This window comes from Hirschia sp. (genome assembly GCF_058892565.1).
Window position 1 is genome coordinate 165,224 of the sequence record NZ_JBZXVU010000032.1, and the last position, 14,464, is coordinate 179,687.

Annotated in this window: 11 protein-coding genes; 7 read left to right on the forward strand and 4 right to left on the reverse strand. The window is 46.9% G+C overall.

The features are described from left to right. Positions 1 to 21: 21 nt before the first annotated feature. Positions 22 to 3,339 carry a carbamoyl-phosphate synthase large subunit gene (gene carB, locus AC5EF3_RS12760; protein ID WP_015826951.1) on the reverse strand — a complete coding sequence of 1,106 codons (3,318 nt, stop codon included), beginning with the start codon at positions 3,337 to 3,339 and terminating at the stop codon, positions 22 to 24. Between the two features lie 373 nt (positions 3,340 to 3,712). Here carB and AC5EF3_RS12765 point away from each other — a divergent pair, with 373 nt between their 5' ends. After that, positions 3,713 to 4,381 carry a hypothetical protein gene (locus AC5EF3_RS12765; RefSeq protein WP_493548302.1) on the forward strand — a complete coding sequence of 223 codons (669 nt, stop codon included), beginning with the start codon at positions 3,713 to 3,715 and terminating at the stop codon, positions 4,379 to 4,381. Positions 4,382 to 4,547: 166 nt separating this feature from the next. Continuing rightward, complete coding sequence (locus tag AC5EF3_RS12770) at positions 4,548 to 5,039, forward strand: response regulator (protein WP_015826953.1); 492 nt, start codon at positions 4,548 to 4,550, stop codon at positions 5,037 to 5,039. Here the strand turns inward: AC5EF3_RS12770 and AC5EF3_RS12775 are convergent, their stop codons facing one another. Then, positions 5,040 to 5,744 (reverse strand): MBL fold metallo-hydrolase, encoded by a 705-nt coding sequence (locus AC5EF3_RS12775; protein WP_493548315.1) that lies wholly within the window; start codon positions 5,742 to 5,744, stop codon positions 5,040 to 5,042. It lies immediately after the preceding gene. 193 nt (positions 5,745 to 5,937) lie between these two features. Between AC5EF3_RS12775 and AC5EF3_RS12780 the strand changes: the two genes are divergently transcribed. Next, positions 5,938 to 6,900, forward strand: coding sequence for a M48 family metallopeptidase (locus AC5EF3_RS12780; protein ID WP_493548303.1), 963 nt, complete (start codon positions 5,938 to 5,940; stop codon positions 6,898 to 6,900). Positions 6,901 to 7,038: 138 nt separating this feature from the next. Continuing rightward, on the forward strand, positions 7,039 to 7,755 hold the full coding sequence (locus tag AC5EF3_RS12785) for an alpha/beta fold hydrolase (RefSeq protein ID WP_493548304.1): 717 nt from the start codon (positions 7,039 to 7,041) through the stop codon (positions 7,753 to 7,755). Positions 7,756 to 7,867: 112 nt separating this feature from the next. Here AC5EF3_RS12785 and AC5EF3_RS12790 read toward each other — a convergent pair whose 3' ends face one another. Both AC5EF3_RS12790 and carA read right to left on the reverse strand, forming a co-directional pair. Next, on the reverse strand, positions 7,868 to 9,070 hold the full coding sequence (locus AC5EF3_RS12790) for a hypothetical protein (RefSeq protein ID WP_493548305.1): 1,203 nt from the start codon (positions 9,068 to 9,070) through the stop codon (positions 7,868 to 7,870). 151 nt (positions 9,071 to 9,221) lie between these two features. Then, positions 9,222 to 10,367: a glutamine-hydrolyzing carbamoyl-phosphate synthase small subunit gene (carA, locus tag AC5EF3_RS12795; RefSeq protein WP_041302013.1), complete on the reverse strand. Its 1,146-nt coding sequence runs from the start codon at positions 10,365 to 10,367 to the stop codon at positions 9,222 to 9,224. A 241-nt stretch (positions 10,368 to 10,608) separates the two neighbouring features. Between carA and AC5EF3_RS12800 the strand changes: the two genes are divergently transcribed. The 3 genes from AC5EF3_RS12800 to AC5EF3_RS12810 all read left to right on the forward strand — a co-directional run. Further along, complete coding sequence (locus tag AC5EF3_RS12800; RefSeq protein ID WP_015826960.1) at positions 10,609 to 11,109, forward strand: GatB/YqeY domain-containing protein; 501 nt, start codon at positions 10,609 to 10,611, stop codon at positions 11,107 to 11,109. 77 nt (positions 11,110 to 11,186) lie between these two features. Next, on the forward strand, positions 11,187 to 13,124 hold the full coding sequence (gene dnaG, locus AC5EF3_RS12805) for a DNA primase (protein ID WP_493548306.1): 1,938 nt from the start codon (positions 11,187 to 11,189) through the stop codon (positions 13,122 to 13,124). A 48-nt stretch (positions 13,125 to 13,172) separates the two neighbouring features. Beyond that, a partial coding sequence (locus AC5EF3_RS12810) for an RNA polymerase sigma factor region1.1 domain-containing protein (RefSeq protein WP_493548307.1) occupies positions 13,173 to 14,464 on the forward strand: 1,292 nt, incomplete at its 3' end.

Below are 14,464 nucleotides of genomic sequence, written 5' to 3' on the forward strand. Positions count from 1 at the left end.
TCGACCGAACTTTCGCTAAGGTCAAGAGTAGGATTGAAGTGAGGCAGCTTCAAGGGGGCGTTCTTTAAGAACACGAATTGCCCTAACTGCTGCATGCCCACCAGAAATAGTTGTATAATAGGGTACGCCCTTAATAAGAGCTGTGCGTCGGATGGATGCAGAATCAAGCATGGATTGTGCACCTTCCGTCGTATTGATCACAAGCTGAACTTTTCCGTCAGAAATTTTATCCACGATGTGTGGACGCCCTTCTAGAACTTTATTCACGACGCTGACATCTATGCCTTCTTCTTGCATATCACGGGCTGTGCCGGATGTTGCAATAATTGAAAAGCCTAAATCTATCAGCTGTTTAGCTGTTTCGATCGCTGCTGCTTTGTCATTCTTTTTCACAGAGATGAAGCAAGTTCCGCTTTGTGGAAGATCGTGACCAGCACCGATTTGAGATTTCAGGAATGCTGCATCAAATGTCTCAGCAATCCCCATAACTTCACCGGTTGAGCGCATTTCAGGACCAAGTGCCGGGTCGACGCCAGTGAAGCGCGCGAACGGAAATACGGCTTCCTTTACGGCAATGCGAGGTGGTGTAATTGGTCCATCGCCTAGTCCAAATTGGGCGAGTTTTTCTTCTGCCATTACTTTTGCAGCGATAGAAGCAAGGGGTTTACCCACAGCTTTTGCGACAAAAGGAACCGTTCTGGATGCACGTGGATTGGCTTCAAGGACGAATATTTCATCATCTTTGACGGCAAATTGCACATTCATAAGACCTTTTACATTCAGCGCGCTGGCCAAAACGCGAGCTTGACGGGCTAACTCATCCTGAATTGGCTGGGAAAGGGAGTATGGCGGAATGGAACAAGCCGAATCACCTGAGTGCACACCCGCTTCTTCAATGTGCTGCATAATACCGGCAACGTGGGTGGTTTCACCATCGCAAATGGCGTCGACATCGACTTCGATTGCATCAGATAAATAACGGTCGACTAGGAGGTTTCCGCCTTCAGACGCCACAATAGCTTTTGCGCCATAGTCTTTAAGGTCGGTAATATCGTGGGCGATTTCCATCGCGCGTCCACCCAAGACATTGGAAGGGCGTACCATGACTGGATAACCAACACGCTCTGCAATGGCGAGGGCTTCTTCAACTGTCGTTGCGATGCCTGATGGGGCTTGCTTTAAGCCAATTTCATCAAGCAGAATTGAGAAACGCTTACGGTCTTCAGCAAGGTCAATCGCGTCAGGTGATGTTCCAAGGATAGGAACTTTCATCTCATTTAGTCCAGGCGCCAGTTTTAGGGGTGTTTGACCACCAAACTGGACGATCACACCTGCAAATTCACCGGTTGATTGCTCGATGTGGCAAATCTCGGACACGTCTTCTAGAGTGAGTGGTTCAAAGTAGAGGCGGTCTGATGTGTCATAGTCTGTCGACACTGTTTCAGGATTACAATTGACCATAATGCTTTCAATGCCCAGATCTTCCATGGCGAAAGCAGCGTGACAGCAACAATAGTCAAATTCGATACCTTGTCCGATACGGTTTGGGCCACCGCCAAGGATCATGGCTTTCTTGCGTGTTGATGGCAGGGCTTCACATTCAGCTGGAAGCAGCGTGCCATCCTCATTCATCATACCTGTTTCATAGGTTGAGTAGAGGTAAGGGGTTTTAGCGGCAAATTCAGCAGCACATGTATCAATGCGTTTATAGACTGGGCGCACACCCAGAGAATGGCGATAAGCGCGCACGTCTGTTTCTGATTTGCCAGTCAGCATACCAAGGCGTTCATCGGAGAAGCCTTTGGATTTGATCAAAGTCATATCAGCGGCATTTGTTGGCAGACCATCGCGGCGGATGTTCTTTTCCGTTTCGATAAGGTCGGCAATCTGACGTAGGAACCATAAATCAACGCCGGACGCTTTGGCGGCATCTTCCACTGAAAGACCGTTACGGATGGATTGGGCGATTACGAGCAGGCGTTTGTTTGTTGGTTGGCTACAAGCAGCCAGCATGACATTGCGGTCATCACCTTTGCCAAGGCGTTTGATCTCAACTTCGTTGAGGCCACAAAAACCTGTTTCCAATGAACGCAGTGCTTTTTGGAAGCTTTCTTGGAAGGTCCGGCCAATGGCCATGGCTTCACCAACGGATTTCATGCTTGTTGAAAGCATTTCGTCTGCGCCTTTATATTTTTCAAAAGCAAAGCGCGGAATTTTTGTGACGACATAATCGATTGTCGGTTCAAATGATGCTGGTGTGACGCCAGTAATGTCATTGTCGAGTTCATCTAGCGTGTAACCAACGGCTAGTTTGGCAGCAACTTTTGCTATCGGGAAACCTGTTGCTTTAGAAGCGAGGGCTGAAGAACGGCTCACACGTGGGTTCATCTCGATGACAACAAGGCGACCTGTTTCTGGGTGAACAGCGAATTGTACGTTTGAACCACCCGTTTCAACACCGATTTCACGCAGAACTGCAATCGAAGCATTCCGCATGATTTGATATTCTTTGTCTGTCAGGGTGAGGGCTGGGGCAACAGTGATCGAATCACCTGTGTGCACACCCATTGGGTCGATGTTTTCGATAGAACAGATAATGATACAATTGTCCGCAGTGTCGCGAACAACTTCCATCTCATATTCTTTCCAACCAAGAAGACTTTCATCAATCAGGATCTGGCCTGTTGGGGAAGCTTCCATTCCTGAGCGACAGAAGTGCTCGTATTCTTCGCGGTTGTTGGCAACACCGCCGCCCGTACCCCCCAAGGTGAAGGCAGGGCGAATAATGGCTGGAAGACCAATCTCATCCAGTGCATCAAAACATTCTTTAAGGCCGCCCAAAATGTCTTTACCTGTTTCGTTGCCATTTGCATCGACTGTCTTAGGTGCGGAAACGATAACGGATTTAGGGTTTTCAAGGCCAATATTGTTCATCGCGACTTGGAATTTTTCGCGGTCTTCAGCTTTTTCGATGGCATCTGCTTTGGCACCGATTAGCTCAACATTGTATTTTTCAAGTGTGCCGTCTTTATCAAGTGCTAGGGCTGTGTTGAGTGCTGTCTGTCCGCCCATTGTTGGCAAAACGGCATCTGGGCGCTCTATGGCGATTATTTTAGCGACGAATTCAGGGGTGATGGGCTCTATATATGTGGCATCCGCAAGTTCTGGGTCTGTCATGATTGTTGCGGGGTTGGAGTTTACCAGAATAATCCGGTAGCCTTCTTCTTTAAGAGCTTTGATGGCCTGAACACCGGAATAATCAAATTCACAAGCCTGCCCAATAACGATTGGGCCTGCGCCGATAACTAGGATGGATTTAATATCGGTACGTTTAGGCATGGAGGTCGGTCCTTGGGGTCTTTTCGGCGCACTACAAAATAAATGCTCTCACACAAGCCTAGGCTCGTATGGGCAAATTGTTGGACGGTTTAACTGTCTGAGCGTGTTGGTGCAAGGCTCAATTTAAAACGTTTTTGATTCAATGCTTATTTCTTGTATCATGAATGCTTATACGTGTCGGTTGAAAATGTGGTTTGCCGATAGGTTTGATGATTTCGCATTGCTAAAAACTAACTGGAAATTCAAATTTGTTTGAGGCATGGATAAAAAAATCGCGTAATTGATAGGCTCAAGAATCAAAATGTGTTCCGAATACTGAATATTTTGATTGTGTGAAAATGCCGCCAGAGTTTCGCTAATAGGTGATGTGAATATGAGACGTATCGTAAAATCTTCCATTCAAGCGAGTATCTGTCTGGGGGTATTAGTCATCGCAGGATGTGAAACGACCTCTGACGAGACGCCTTTGGAGCCTTTGCCGGTTGTGGAGTCTGTAGAGATTGAAGAAGTTCCAGATCCCGTTCCTGTCGAGCCTGATTTGTCTTTGGGGCCAATGCCTAAGACAAAACCAGTAGAGAAAGTAGACGAACGCGATATTCCGCCAGCAAAACACAATGATGGAACAGTGATCGCCAATTCAGCGACGCCACTGCGTGCGTTTCCTGAAAAAGGTGATCTTGCCGGTATAACGCAGGCACACACTTATGCCTTGCAGGCCAAAGGCGCGAGTGGACTGGAATGGTCAGAAAGTTTGGCGCAACGTGCTTCCTTGCAAGTGCAGCAGATTTCAACGGGGATGTGCGGCGCAAAAGAAAGCAAAATTCTAAGCGCGCGGGGGGAAGCTATCTATCTGGTTCCCGCAGGCTTGGACAGTCAAGGACAAGCGCGTATTGTCAATGTATCCGTAAGGAAAATGGTAGCGGATTTAATGCAGCAGAATGCGGGCGCATTCTCGAAGGAAAATTCTGGTTCTATGATATTGGGATGTGCCGTTAATAAGTGTGTGGACGAATCTCAAATCTGGATGTGTCTCTATAAGTAATCAGATATACTTATTTTGCTCCAACTTATGTTATCATGGAAATAGATAGATAAGGGAATATAGAAACTCAATTAAATCAGTATTCAAATCGTTAACTAGATTGGCGGTATAGATGAGTATGGGGATTTATTTGAGAGATGGATGCATTTAGAGGAGATGAGGCGATTTGCGTGTCACAAATTTAAACGCAGTTGATGTTCTGATATACAGTCGACACAAGAACTTGGTTCACCTTGAAAAAACGGCTTTGCATTCTTTTGGTGTTAAGCGCATTGAATCAGTTGGTGAGCTTCAGAATTTAAAAGAAGCTGTTCGTCACAATTATCGCGACATAATCATCATTAATCACGCGCCCGGGCTTCCAATTGCACCACTTGTTGAAGCTGTTCGGTCTGAGACACATGCATCCAATCCTTATGGTGCTGTATTGCTTATGACGGCGACCCCTTCACAACGCGTTGTTCGGGAAGCTGTTCAAGCCGGTGTGGATGGTGTGATGGCTCTACCATTCACTGGAAATGATTTATGGCGTCAGATTGTAAATCTTGTAAATCAAAACCGAGCCTTTGTTCGAACGGAAAACTATTTTGGCCCATGTCGGCGCCGTCTCCAGAATATTAAATATAATGGTGCTGAACGCCGCGATGATGCGGCTTAGCTATTTGCGCGCTAACACAGAATCCGCCACATAATTATTGGTCAAGCGTTCCTGTCCAAACGTGCTCATTTGTCCATGACCGGGAATAAAGCGCATGTCTTTTCCCAATGGCCATAATTTTTGAGTGATGGAATCAAGCAATTCTTGGTGATTGCCACGTGGAAAGTCTGTGCGCCCGATCGAGCCGTGGAAAATCACATCGCCGACAAATGCCAATTGGGCTGCTTCATTGTAAATGACAACATGGCCGGGTGTGTGTCCCGGGCAATGCACGACGCCAAATGTGTGTCCTGCAAATTCGAGTGTGTCGCCATCATCCAGATATTTATCTGATTTTGTGTTGCGTCCCGTGGTAATGCCATATTTGGCACCCTGAGCTTCGATATCATCGAGCAACCATTGGTCTTCCTTGTGGGGCCCGATAATTTCGACATTCCATGATTCTTTTAATGCTTGTGCGGCACCGGCATGATCGAGATGTCCGTGTGTCAGCCATATCTGTGTGAGTTTGAGGCCAAAATGTTTGAGCGCTGCTTCCAATTGTTCAACATCGCCGCCCGGATCGACAAAGACAGCTTCTTTAGAGCTTTCATCGAAAATCAGAGAGCAATTTTGCTGAAGCGGGGTGACCGGTATGATTTGCACCTTGAAAGGGATCGGGGCGTTTGCTGTGTGGTTTTCTGGATCGGAAGGTGTCGCGGGCATGGTAAGCTTTTCAATCTTTGCTGACGTTTCAGGCATTTATATATTCACAAGATGTGGATGCAATGAGCCAATGGCAAATAAGATTTCTCGTTTCACTGCCAAGAAGTGTTTTTATTACGCCCAAGTGTGGGGTAAGGTTTGAATGTTCTTGAGGTATTGGGTGAAGAACGGTCTATTTTAGAGGGTTTATGGTATGCGCATTCCTGCTTATTCAAGTCGTCGCAGAACAAGTGGCGGACTATTGGGGGCAATTGGTGGCCGTCTGCCAATTATTGGTTTGGTCGTCCTCGGATTGGCATTTTATTGGTTTTCGAATCAGAAAACCGGAATTGCTGGTCGTAAGCAAATGGTCACCATGTCTGTGGAGCAGGAAGTTGCGCTTGGGGATCAATCCTATATGCAGATCTTGCAATCTGAACCTGTGCTTTGTGGAAGTCGCGCGACATCATGCGGCGTCAACGAAAAAGAGATTGTCGATATCATTCAGAAAATTGGTGAAGATATTGCTCGCGCCGCGATTGAATGGGAGCGCGAAGGTGCGCCTGTTATAGGGCTGGGCAAATCAGGCGGGAATATTCCCAAATGGGGCACGCTGGCAGATAAGTTTGCGTGGGAATTTCAGGTCATTGCATCTGATACACCAAATGCTTTTTGTCTGCCGGGCGGGAAAGTGGCTTTCTATACGGGGATTTTGTCTACTGCCGCTAATCGGGATGGCATCGCGACGATTATGGGCCATGAGATTGGCCATGCATTGGCGCGCCATGGAGCAGAACGCATGAGCCAAGCCAAGATTATGCAATTTGGTCAGATGGCTGTTGGTGCAAGTGTGGGTGATATGGGCGCAGGTGCGCAGCGCGCAGTGATGGGGGCGTTCGGCATGGGCGCAGACATGGGCGTGATGAAACCGTTCTCTCGTGCGCACGAAAGCGAAGCAGATATGATTGGCCTAGAGCTCTTAACGCGCGCTTGCTATGATCCGCGTGAAGCGCCTGAGCTTTGGGGGCGGATGGCGCAGTTGGGAGGGGGTAATCGTCCAGCTGAGATTATGTCGACTCATCCTGATCCTGAAAAACGTGCGCGAGCTTTCATCGAAGTGATGCCGCAATATATTGAGCTGTATGAGCAAAAATGTGGACCATTGCCTGCGCGGTAGGCTCTTAGAATGAGGGCGTGTCAGCAGGGGGCCTGAAAATAATATGAATTCTCAAAATTGAGAGTCCTAAAACAGCGAGTCGCACAGGATTAGACAAGCTATCATATGCTTCAAAGTTGAATATTTGGAGACTATGAAATGCGATTTTTGTTGATTCATGGCAGTTGGCATGGGGCTTGGTGTTGGTATAAAATAGCGTCCAGACTTAGAGCGGATGGTCATGAAGTCATTGTGCCAGATTTACTGGGGCGTGGTCACTCTCCTGCTAAGACGCAATTGGTAAGTCTTTCGCAAATGGTGAAAGAGACAGCTAAATTGCTGCATTCAGACGAGCCAACGATTGTTGTTGTGCATAGTCGATATGGCGTATTGGCGTCTCAGCTTGCTGAGCAAATGTCTGGCAAGATTTCCCGTACGATCTATCTGGCGTCATTCATGTTGCCAAATAAGACATCGGTTGCTGATTATTTTCAGTCGGATAAACATTCCAAAATTGGTTCATTTGTTGATATCAACCGGCTGGGAATGTGGGACTGGCTTCGACCAGAAGGGTATCGAGAGGTGTTATATCATGATTGTAGCGATGATGATAACCAATTGGCGGCATCATTATTGTGCCGTGAACCTCTGCGGCCTGCTATTGCAAAATTAAATCTGACTGAAGAGAAATATGGCCGTGTTCCAAGAGGGTATATTCGTTTAACAAATGATCGGGCGGTAAGTATAAACTTGCAGGACCGATTATTAAATGAAACGCCTGTGGATCGCGTGGAAACTATTGTCTCAGGGCATTCGGCGTATTTCTGCAAACCGGATGAATTAACCCAAGCAATTTTGAAAATTTCCGGTTCATAAGCCTCTATCCTCGTTTTACAATTTAGCCCGCAAGTTGGCTATTCTCGGATGATTTTGTTGAGGAGGATAGGTGTTTTGTGAGTTGTGATAAATTCCAATATTTAAAGGCCGATCAGTTGGAAGTATCAGTCACGGCTTCAATAGCGGTATTTTCATCTACCGGATCAAATTGTTGCGCGAGATAGGGCATTGAGAGCGCGAGGACAACTGAGATGATAATACCTAGTGTCGCTTTTGCTAAGTCCATTCCCACGATTTTAGCTGTTGCGCCAGTGGAGCGGACTTTGTCTATCGTTGCGATGGCAAATTCACGTCCAGCGATCAATCCCAAGAAGACCCATGTTGTTGACATTGGTACTTTTGAGATTGGGATACCAAAATCCTGAAGGTTTCCAGAGAAGGCGAATAAGAGCGTGGCGTAGATAAAGTCGATCACTGTGGCTGAACGAATATCTGTCACCGAAGTTTTGGTGAGCAAGATTTTCTGAACGGGCCCACCACGGTTGGCAAAAGTGATCAGCAAAAATATTGCGATCAACCCCATGCCTAAGCTTGCATGCATGAGGCTGAGATTTTGAGAGCGTGATGCGATAGAAACATCAGAGAGACAGGAAGAAATGAGATCGGCTTGTCCGATGAAAAGTTCATTACATTTGTCGATAATGGCTTGCGCGTCAGGCTTGCTCGCTTCGACAATTTCACCGCCGACATGAAATGCATCTGGCAAATTGCGGGGCAGGTAGACGAAGATATTCGCAAAATCTTGTATTAACCACACACCCCAGAGATAACCTGTTGTCACCCATTGTAAGACGACCCAGACTGGATTGTGTTGCGAGTCAGCTGTTTTCAAGAACCAGCGCTCAAGCGATGGGGCCAATGCGGCATAGATCAGGCCACCAGTGGCAAATGCGACCGCATAACCCATCAGGGATTTGTTCAGCATAGTCATCATGCCGGACATGGTCGCGAATGTGGCCAGCACCATGAAGGTTGTTGAAACTGGAATACCAAAACGTGTTAAAAGCAAAAGCACCATGGGCGGGAGAGCATGATACCAATGCACTTCGAAAATGGGGAATTTATCCGTCTTGTCGAGCTTACCCCAAGACACATCTCCAAGGGATGAGGACCAGCCCCAATAGAATGTGATAAGCAGAATACTAACGGCGAAAAGGTATAAAACCCACCAAGGCAAACGTCTGTTTGAATTGATGAAAGTACCTAGTGTCTGCAATGCGTCATTACCGACAACAGCATAAGCAGCAAAGGCGAAACCTATGACCGCCCAAATGTTAGTGCCCAGAATTTCCATTGCAACAGCCCATCTATCTTCAACGCAACACTAGACAGAGGTTTCTGTTAAACCTCTGTTAGGCAACCGAATGGCACTGAATCTTAGCAGCCGCAAGGACTTTTGGGCGTTGCCACAAAACCTTCACATAAAGGTTTTGTTTGCCCTCTAATTATTTCATCAAATCTGCAAAACGCTGGAATAAATAGAATGAATCCTGCGGACCTGGGCTTGCTTCTGGGTGATGTTGCACAGAAATGATGGGTTTCCCGATCACTTTTAGTCCTGAATTGGTGCCATCAAACAGGGAGATGTGAGATTGCTCCACACCTTCTGGGAGTGTGTCAGGGTCAACAGTGAAGCCGTGATTCATGGATACAATTTCCACTTTTCCGGTCTCTAGGTCTTTGACTGGGTGGTTTGCGCCATGATGGCCTTGCGTCATTTTCATGGTTTTGGCTCCAAGAGCCAAAGCAAGCATTTGGTGACCCAAACAAATACCAAGGATAGGTTTGTTTGATTCGATCAAAGTTTTGATCATTGGGGAGGCGTATTCTCCAGTGGCTGCTGGGTCGCCCGGTCCGTTTGAAAGGACGATACCATCTGGATTAAGCGCAAGAATGTCTTCTGCAGATGTTGAAGCAGGCACGATTGTCGCGCGTGCACCAACACTGGCTAGATTGCGTAAGATGTTTTTCTTTACACCAAAATCAACGACGACGACGTGATACAAGGCTGTGCTTGCATCAAGATATCCATCTTTAATGTCCCACAGGTTTTGCGACGATTCAAACTTATCATTGGTTGTGACTGTTTTGGCGAGGTCAGATCCTTCGACGCCGCCCCATGCGCGTGCAGCTGCGAGAAGGGCATCTTTGTCTATAACGCCATCAGGTGCGTGAACGATGGCCACTTTCTGCATGCCGCCTTCTCTTATGCGGCGTGTGAGGGCGCGCGTATCAATGCCGGAAATTCCGACAATGCCTTTTTTGCGAAGCCAAGCACCTAAATGATCTTTTGAGCGCCAATTTGCTGGCGGTGTAGGGTGCGCTCTGAAAAGTGCGCCGCGCGCAGCTTTAGCACCATTGACGCTGCTTTCTTCATTATCGTCTTCGTTTGCGCCAACATTTCCAATGTGAGGAAATGTAAACATCACGATTTGATCTGAATAAGACGGGTCAGTTAAAATTTCTTGGTAACCCGTAATGGACGTGTTGAAGCATAACTCTCCAACTGCTGTTCCGGCTGCGCCTGAGCCGCGTCCATAAACGATAGTACCGTCTTCCAAAGCGACCGCACCAGTCGCTTTTTGGGTCATTTGGGAACCGTTGTTAGAAAGCTCATCCGATGTAAACTTTGTATTAGGGTCTTGATTGGCAACCTGATTGGGCATAAGAGCGCGCCTTCTTGTTTTATTACAGCGTGTTCATAACCATTGACTCACGACGCTTTTCGCACGTGAATAGAGAGATGAAGGAATAACAGTCAAGATGATCGGACTTAAAACCTTCATATTTGGTGATGAAAACGGATTAACTCCTAGCAGGACTAACGGATAGATGTCACTTGCATTACAACAAAATGTTGATGATAACGCTCAAATGAGACTTCGTGAAACTTTAAAAACAGAGCTTCACAAAGCAGAGACTGAGAATCTTGAGCAACGCGCGGCGACACTCAGACTTGTTTTATGCGCTGTACGTGATCGCGATATCAAAGCGCGTCAAAAAGACGAATGCAGCGTTTGTGAAGAAACAGAGATCAACGCGATTTTGCGCCATATGATAGCGCAGCGTGAAGCCGCAGCTGAAGAATATGATGCGGCTGGTAAGATTGAACTTGCTGAGCAAGAACGTGAAGAAGTGGAGACACTCAAAGAGTTTCTTCCACAATGTCTGGGCAAGACAGAGATTACGCTTGCAGCAGAAGAAGTGGTCAATGAGCTTGGGGCTGAATGCCTGAAAGACATGGGCCGTTGCGTTTCTGAGCTAAAAGCACGCTATCCTGACCGTATTGAGTCAGGTGCAGCAAAATCTGCTGTGAAAAAGTTGCTTCTCTAATCAATAATTGATTTTTTGGTTAATTTGAGACAGACGTGGAGTCTTTCCTGGGCTAGGATAGAATTCCGAGAGGTGTGATGCGGTTTTCCGAAGCTTTCATTGATGAATTAAAAGATCGACTGCCAATATCTGGTTATGTCGGGCGCAAGGTTAAGCTTGTGCGTTCGGGAAAGAATTTCAAAGGCCTCTCACCTTTTAAAGATGAAAAGACACCTTCTTTTTATGTCGATGATGACAAACGTTCCTATCGTTGTTTCTCGACGCAAAACTCTGGCGATATTATTTCCTTTGTGCAGGAAACCGAAGGATTAAGTTTTCAGGAAGCTGTCGAAAAACTTGTTCAGCTCGCTGGCATGGAAATGCCAACTGAAACCAAAGCTGAGAAAAAACAGGTCACCAAACGCAAATCCTTGTTTGAGTTGATGGAAGCGGCGGTTGCTTTTTATGAAGAGCAATTACGTGAACCAGTGGGCGAGCAAGCAAGAGAATATCTTTCAAAGTCGCGTGGTTTAGGTGAGGGGGCGTGGCGGCGTCACCGGATTGGATATGCACCAGAAGGTTGGCAAACATTGCATGATCAATTGATCAAAATGGGTGCGACTGCCAAAGAACTTCTTGAAATCGGACTTGTTCGGCCATCGAAAAATTCGAGTAAACCACCATATGATGCATTTCGTCATCGCATTATTTTTCCAATTCTTGATCCAACGGGCCGACCAATTGCGCTTGGCGGACGTGCATTAGAACCGGGACATGTGCTGAAGGAAAAAGGGATTCCCAAATATGTGAATTCCTCTGAGACGCCTTTGTTTCACAAATCTTCGGTTATTTATAATTATGGCCGGGCTCGTGATGCCATTTATAAATTGTCACGCAATGCGTCTTCAGCCGATCCTTTCGCGCGCGGCTTAATTGTCACTGAAGGGTATATGGATGTCATTGCGATGGCAGAGCATGGCTTTTCAACAGCTGTGGCACCGATGGGAACAGCGCTTACTGAAGAGCAGCTGAAAATGCTTTGGCGGGTCGGGCCTGAACCCATAATGTGTTTTGACGGTGATGAAGCAGGCCAGAAGGCAGCCATGCGTGCTGTTGATTTGGCATTGCCGATGCTTGAGCCGGGCAAATCTGTGTACGTGACGATTCTGCCACAAGGGATGGACCCTGATGATCTCTTAAAAACGGATGGTGGTGAGTATGGTCTGCGCGATTTATTGCGCAATGCGCGTCCATTGGTGGAATTATTGTGGGACAGAGAACTCAATAAAGAAAAACTAGATACACCTGAGCGGCGGGCTGGATTTGAAGCTAGGTTGGATGAAGCCGTCTCTGCGATTGCAAATGAGCAAGTGCGCCGCGCCTATGAGCGAGAATTAAAAGATCGTCGCTATCAGTATTTTCGAGATCAAAGACAGGCTAAACAGACTCCATTTCGTAAAAATGAATGGGGCGGCAAAAACAGTTCAAACTTCCGTGGTAAGAATATTGCACAAGGTCCTGTGATTAAATTAGCAGATACACGCGGCCTAACAGGGCGCACGGGACTGGGAATGATTGTACGCGCTATTGACAGCCCAAACCTAATGGATGAGGCAAAAGAGATGCTTGCAATGGCTGATTTTCGCGATGAAGACGTGTTAGCACTAAGAAATGCTGCATTAGATGTGCAAGATTTTGGGGAAAAGGTTGACCGCAGCGCAATTGCAGCCCATTTACGGAGTCTTGGCCGCACACGTTCTGCGAAACTGCTCGAAGAGTATCCTAATCAGGAGCCCATAGACCCATCTTCTACGATTGGGCGTGAATGGCTCGCTGCACTGGAGCGTTTCCCAACTGTTGCGGCTCTGAAAGACGAGGCGGAGAGCGAGAAGAATGCGTTCGCTTCAGCTAACGGAGTCGAGGAACATAAAGCGGAATGGGCACGTCGAAAGAGATTAGTGGCGGAACGACAAGCATTGAAGGCAAAGTCACAAGAACCTATCGACGATATAACCACAAGCAACTCACAGGATTGATTTGCCAAACGCAGCTTGGGCAGCTGGGTTTAAAGGCGGGAGATTTGTATGACCAAAACAAAAGCCGATAACGAAGAAGTTGCTGAGAACCAAGATGGTCCAGTACTTGATTTATCGAATGCAAGTGTAAAGAAATTCATCGCCGCTGGTAAAGCGCGTGGATTCATCACGCATGATGAATTAAATAAAGTTCTTCCGTCGGATGAAGTTAATCCAGATCAGATTGAGGACGTTATGTCTGCACTTTCTGAAATGGGAATCAACGTTGTTGATTCTGACGAAGAAGGTGAAGGCGACGGCGATGAAGCATCCTCTGATGGCGAGAATGCTTCTGGTGCTGTAACCAAAGCTAAATCAACAGCTGCTGCAACGGGCGGCCGTTCTGACCGTTATGACCGCACAGATGATCCAGTGCGCATGTATTTGCGTGAAATGGGAACAGTTGAATTATTGTCTCGTGAAGGCGAGATCGCGATAGCCAAACGTATTGAGGCTGGCCGCGACGCAATGATTCGCGGGCTTTGTGAAAGTCCATTGACGTTTGAAGCGATCATGGTTTGGCGTCAGGAATTGGAAGATGAGCGCGTGTTGTTGCGTGATATTATCGACCTTGAAGCAACTTATGCTGCTGCAAATGGTGGTGTACCAGATAACTCAGCTGCTGCTGTTGCCCTTGAAAAAGGTGAGCCGCTTGAGAAAACACCTGAGCAATTAGAAGCTGAAGAAAAAGCCAAGCAAGACGAAATCGCCAAGAAAAAGCGCATCGAAGAAGGTCTACCGCCAGAAGAAGAAGGCAAGGAAGACGATGATGACGATGATTTTGACGATGGCGGCGCAATGTCGATGTCGGCAATGGAGGCTGAACTTCGTGAAGGCGTGACGGACATTTTGGATAATGTGGCGTCTGAATTCCAAGCTTACCGCCGTTTGCAGGAAAAGCTGGTTAACCGCCACATGGAAGGTAAAGAGCTTTCTCCAAAAGATTCTGAGGAATATGTAAAACTTCAGGATGACATTATTGAAAACCTGAAAAAGCTTCACCTGAACAATGCGCGTATCGAAACACTTGTTGAGCAGCTTTATGCCATCAACAAGCGTTTGATGGGATTAGAGGGCGGTTTGATGCGCCTTGCTGATGCGCATGGTGTGCCGCGTAAGTCTTTCCTCGATAATTATTTTGGAACCGAGCTTGAGCCTGATTGGGGAACACGCGTATCCCTGATTTCTGCTAAGTGGAAAAAATTCATCGCAGCTGAGACCAATAAGGTTGAAGAAATGCGCTTGGAAATTTCTTCTCTTGCTCAAGAAATGGGTGTGCCGATTGAAGATTTCCGCCGCAT

What these genes read in the sequence shown, in the direction of transcription:
- carB (WP_015826951.1), bottom strand. Translation starts at nt 3,339, where the DNA reads ATGCCTAAACGTACCGATATTAAATCCATCCTAGTTATCGGCGCAGGC.
- AC5EF3_RS12765 (WP_493548302.1), top strand. Translation starts at nt 3,713, where the DNA reads ATGAGACGTATCGTAAAATCTTCCATTCAAGCGAGTATCTGTCTGGGG.
- AC5EF3_RS12775 (WP_493548315.1), bottom strand. Translation starts at nt 5,744, where the DNA reads ATGCCCGCGACACCTTCCGATCCAGAAAACCACACAGCAAACGCCCCG.
- AC5EF3_RS12780 (WP_493548303.1), top strand. Translation starts at nt 5,938, where the DNA reads ATGCGCATTCCTGCTTATTCAAGTCGTCGCAGAACAAGTGGCGGACTA.
- AC5EF3_RS12785 (WP_493548304.1), top strand. Translation starts at nt 7,039, where the DNA reads ATGCGATTTTTGTTGATTCATGGCAGTTGGCATGGGGCTTGGTGTTGG.
- AC5EF3_RS12790 (WP_493548305.1), bottom strand. Translation starts at nt 9,070, where the DNA reads ATGGAAATTCTGGGCACTAACATTTGGGCGGTCATAGGTTTCGCCTTT.
- carA (WP_041302013.1), bottom strand. Translation starts at nt 10,367, where the DNA reads ATGACCCAAAAAGCGACTGGTGCGGTCGCTTTGGAAGACGGTACTATC.
- AC5EF3_RS12800 (WP_015826960.1), top strand. Translation starts at nt 10,609, where the DNA reads ATGTCACTTGCATTACAACAAAATGTTGATGATAACGCTCAAATGAGA.
- dnaG (WP_493548306.1), top strand. Translation starts at nt 11,187, where the DNA reads ATGCGGTTTTCCGAAGCTTTCATTGATGAATTAAAAGATCGACTGCCA.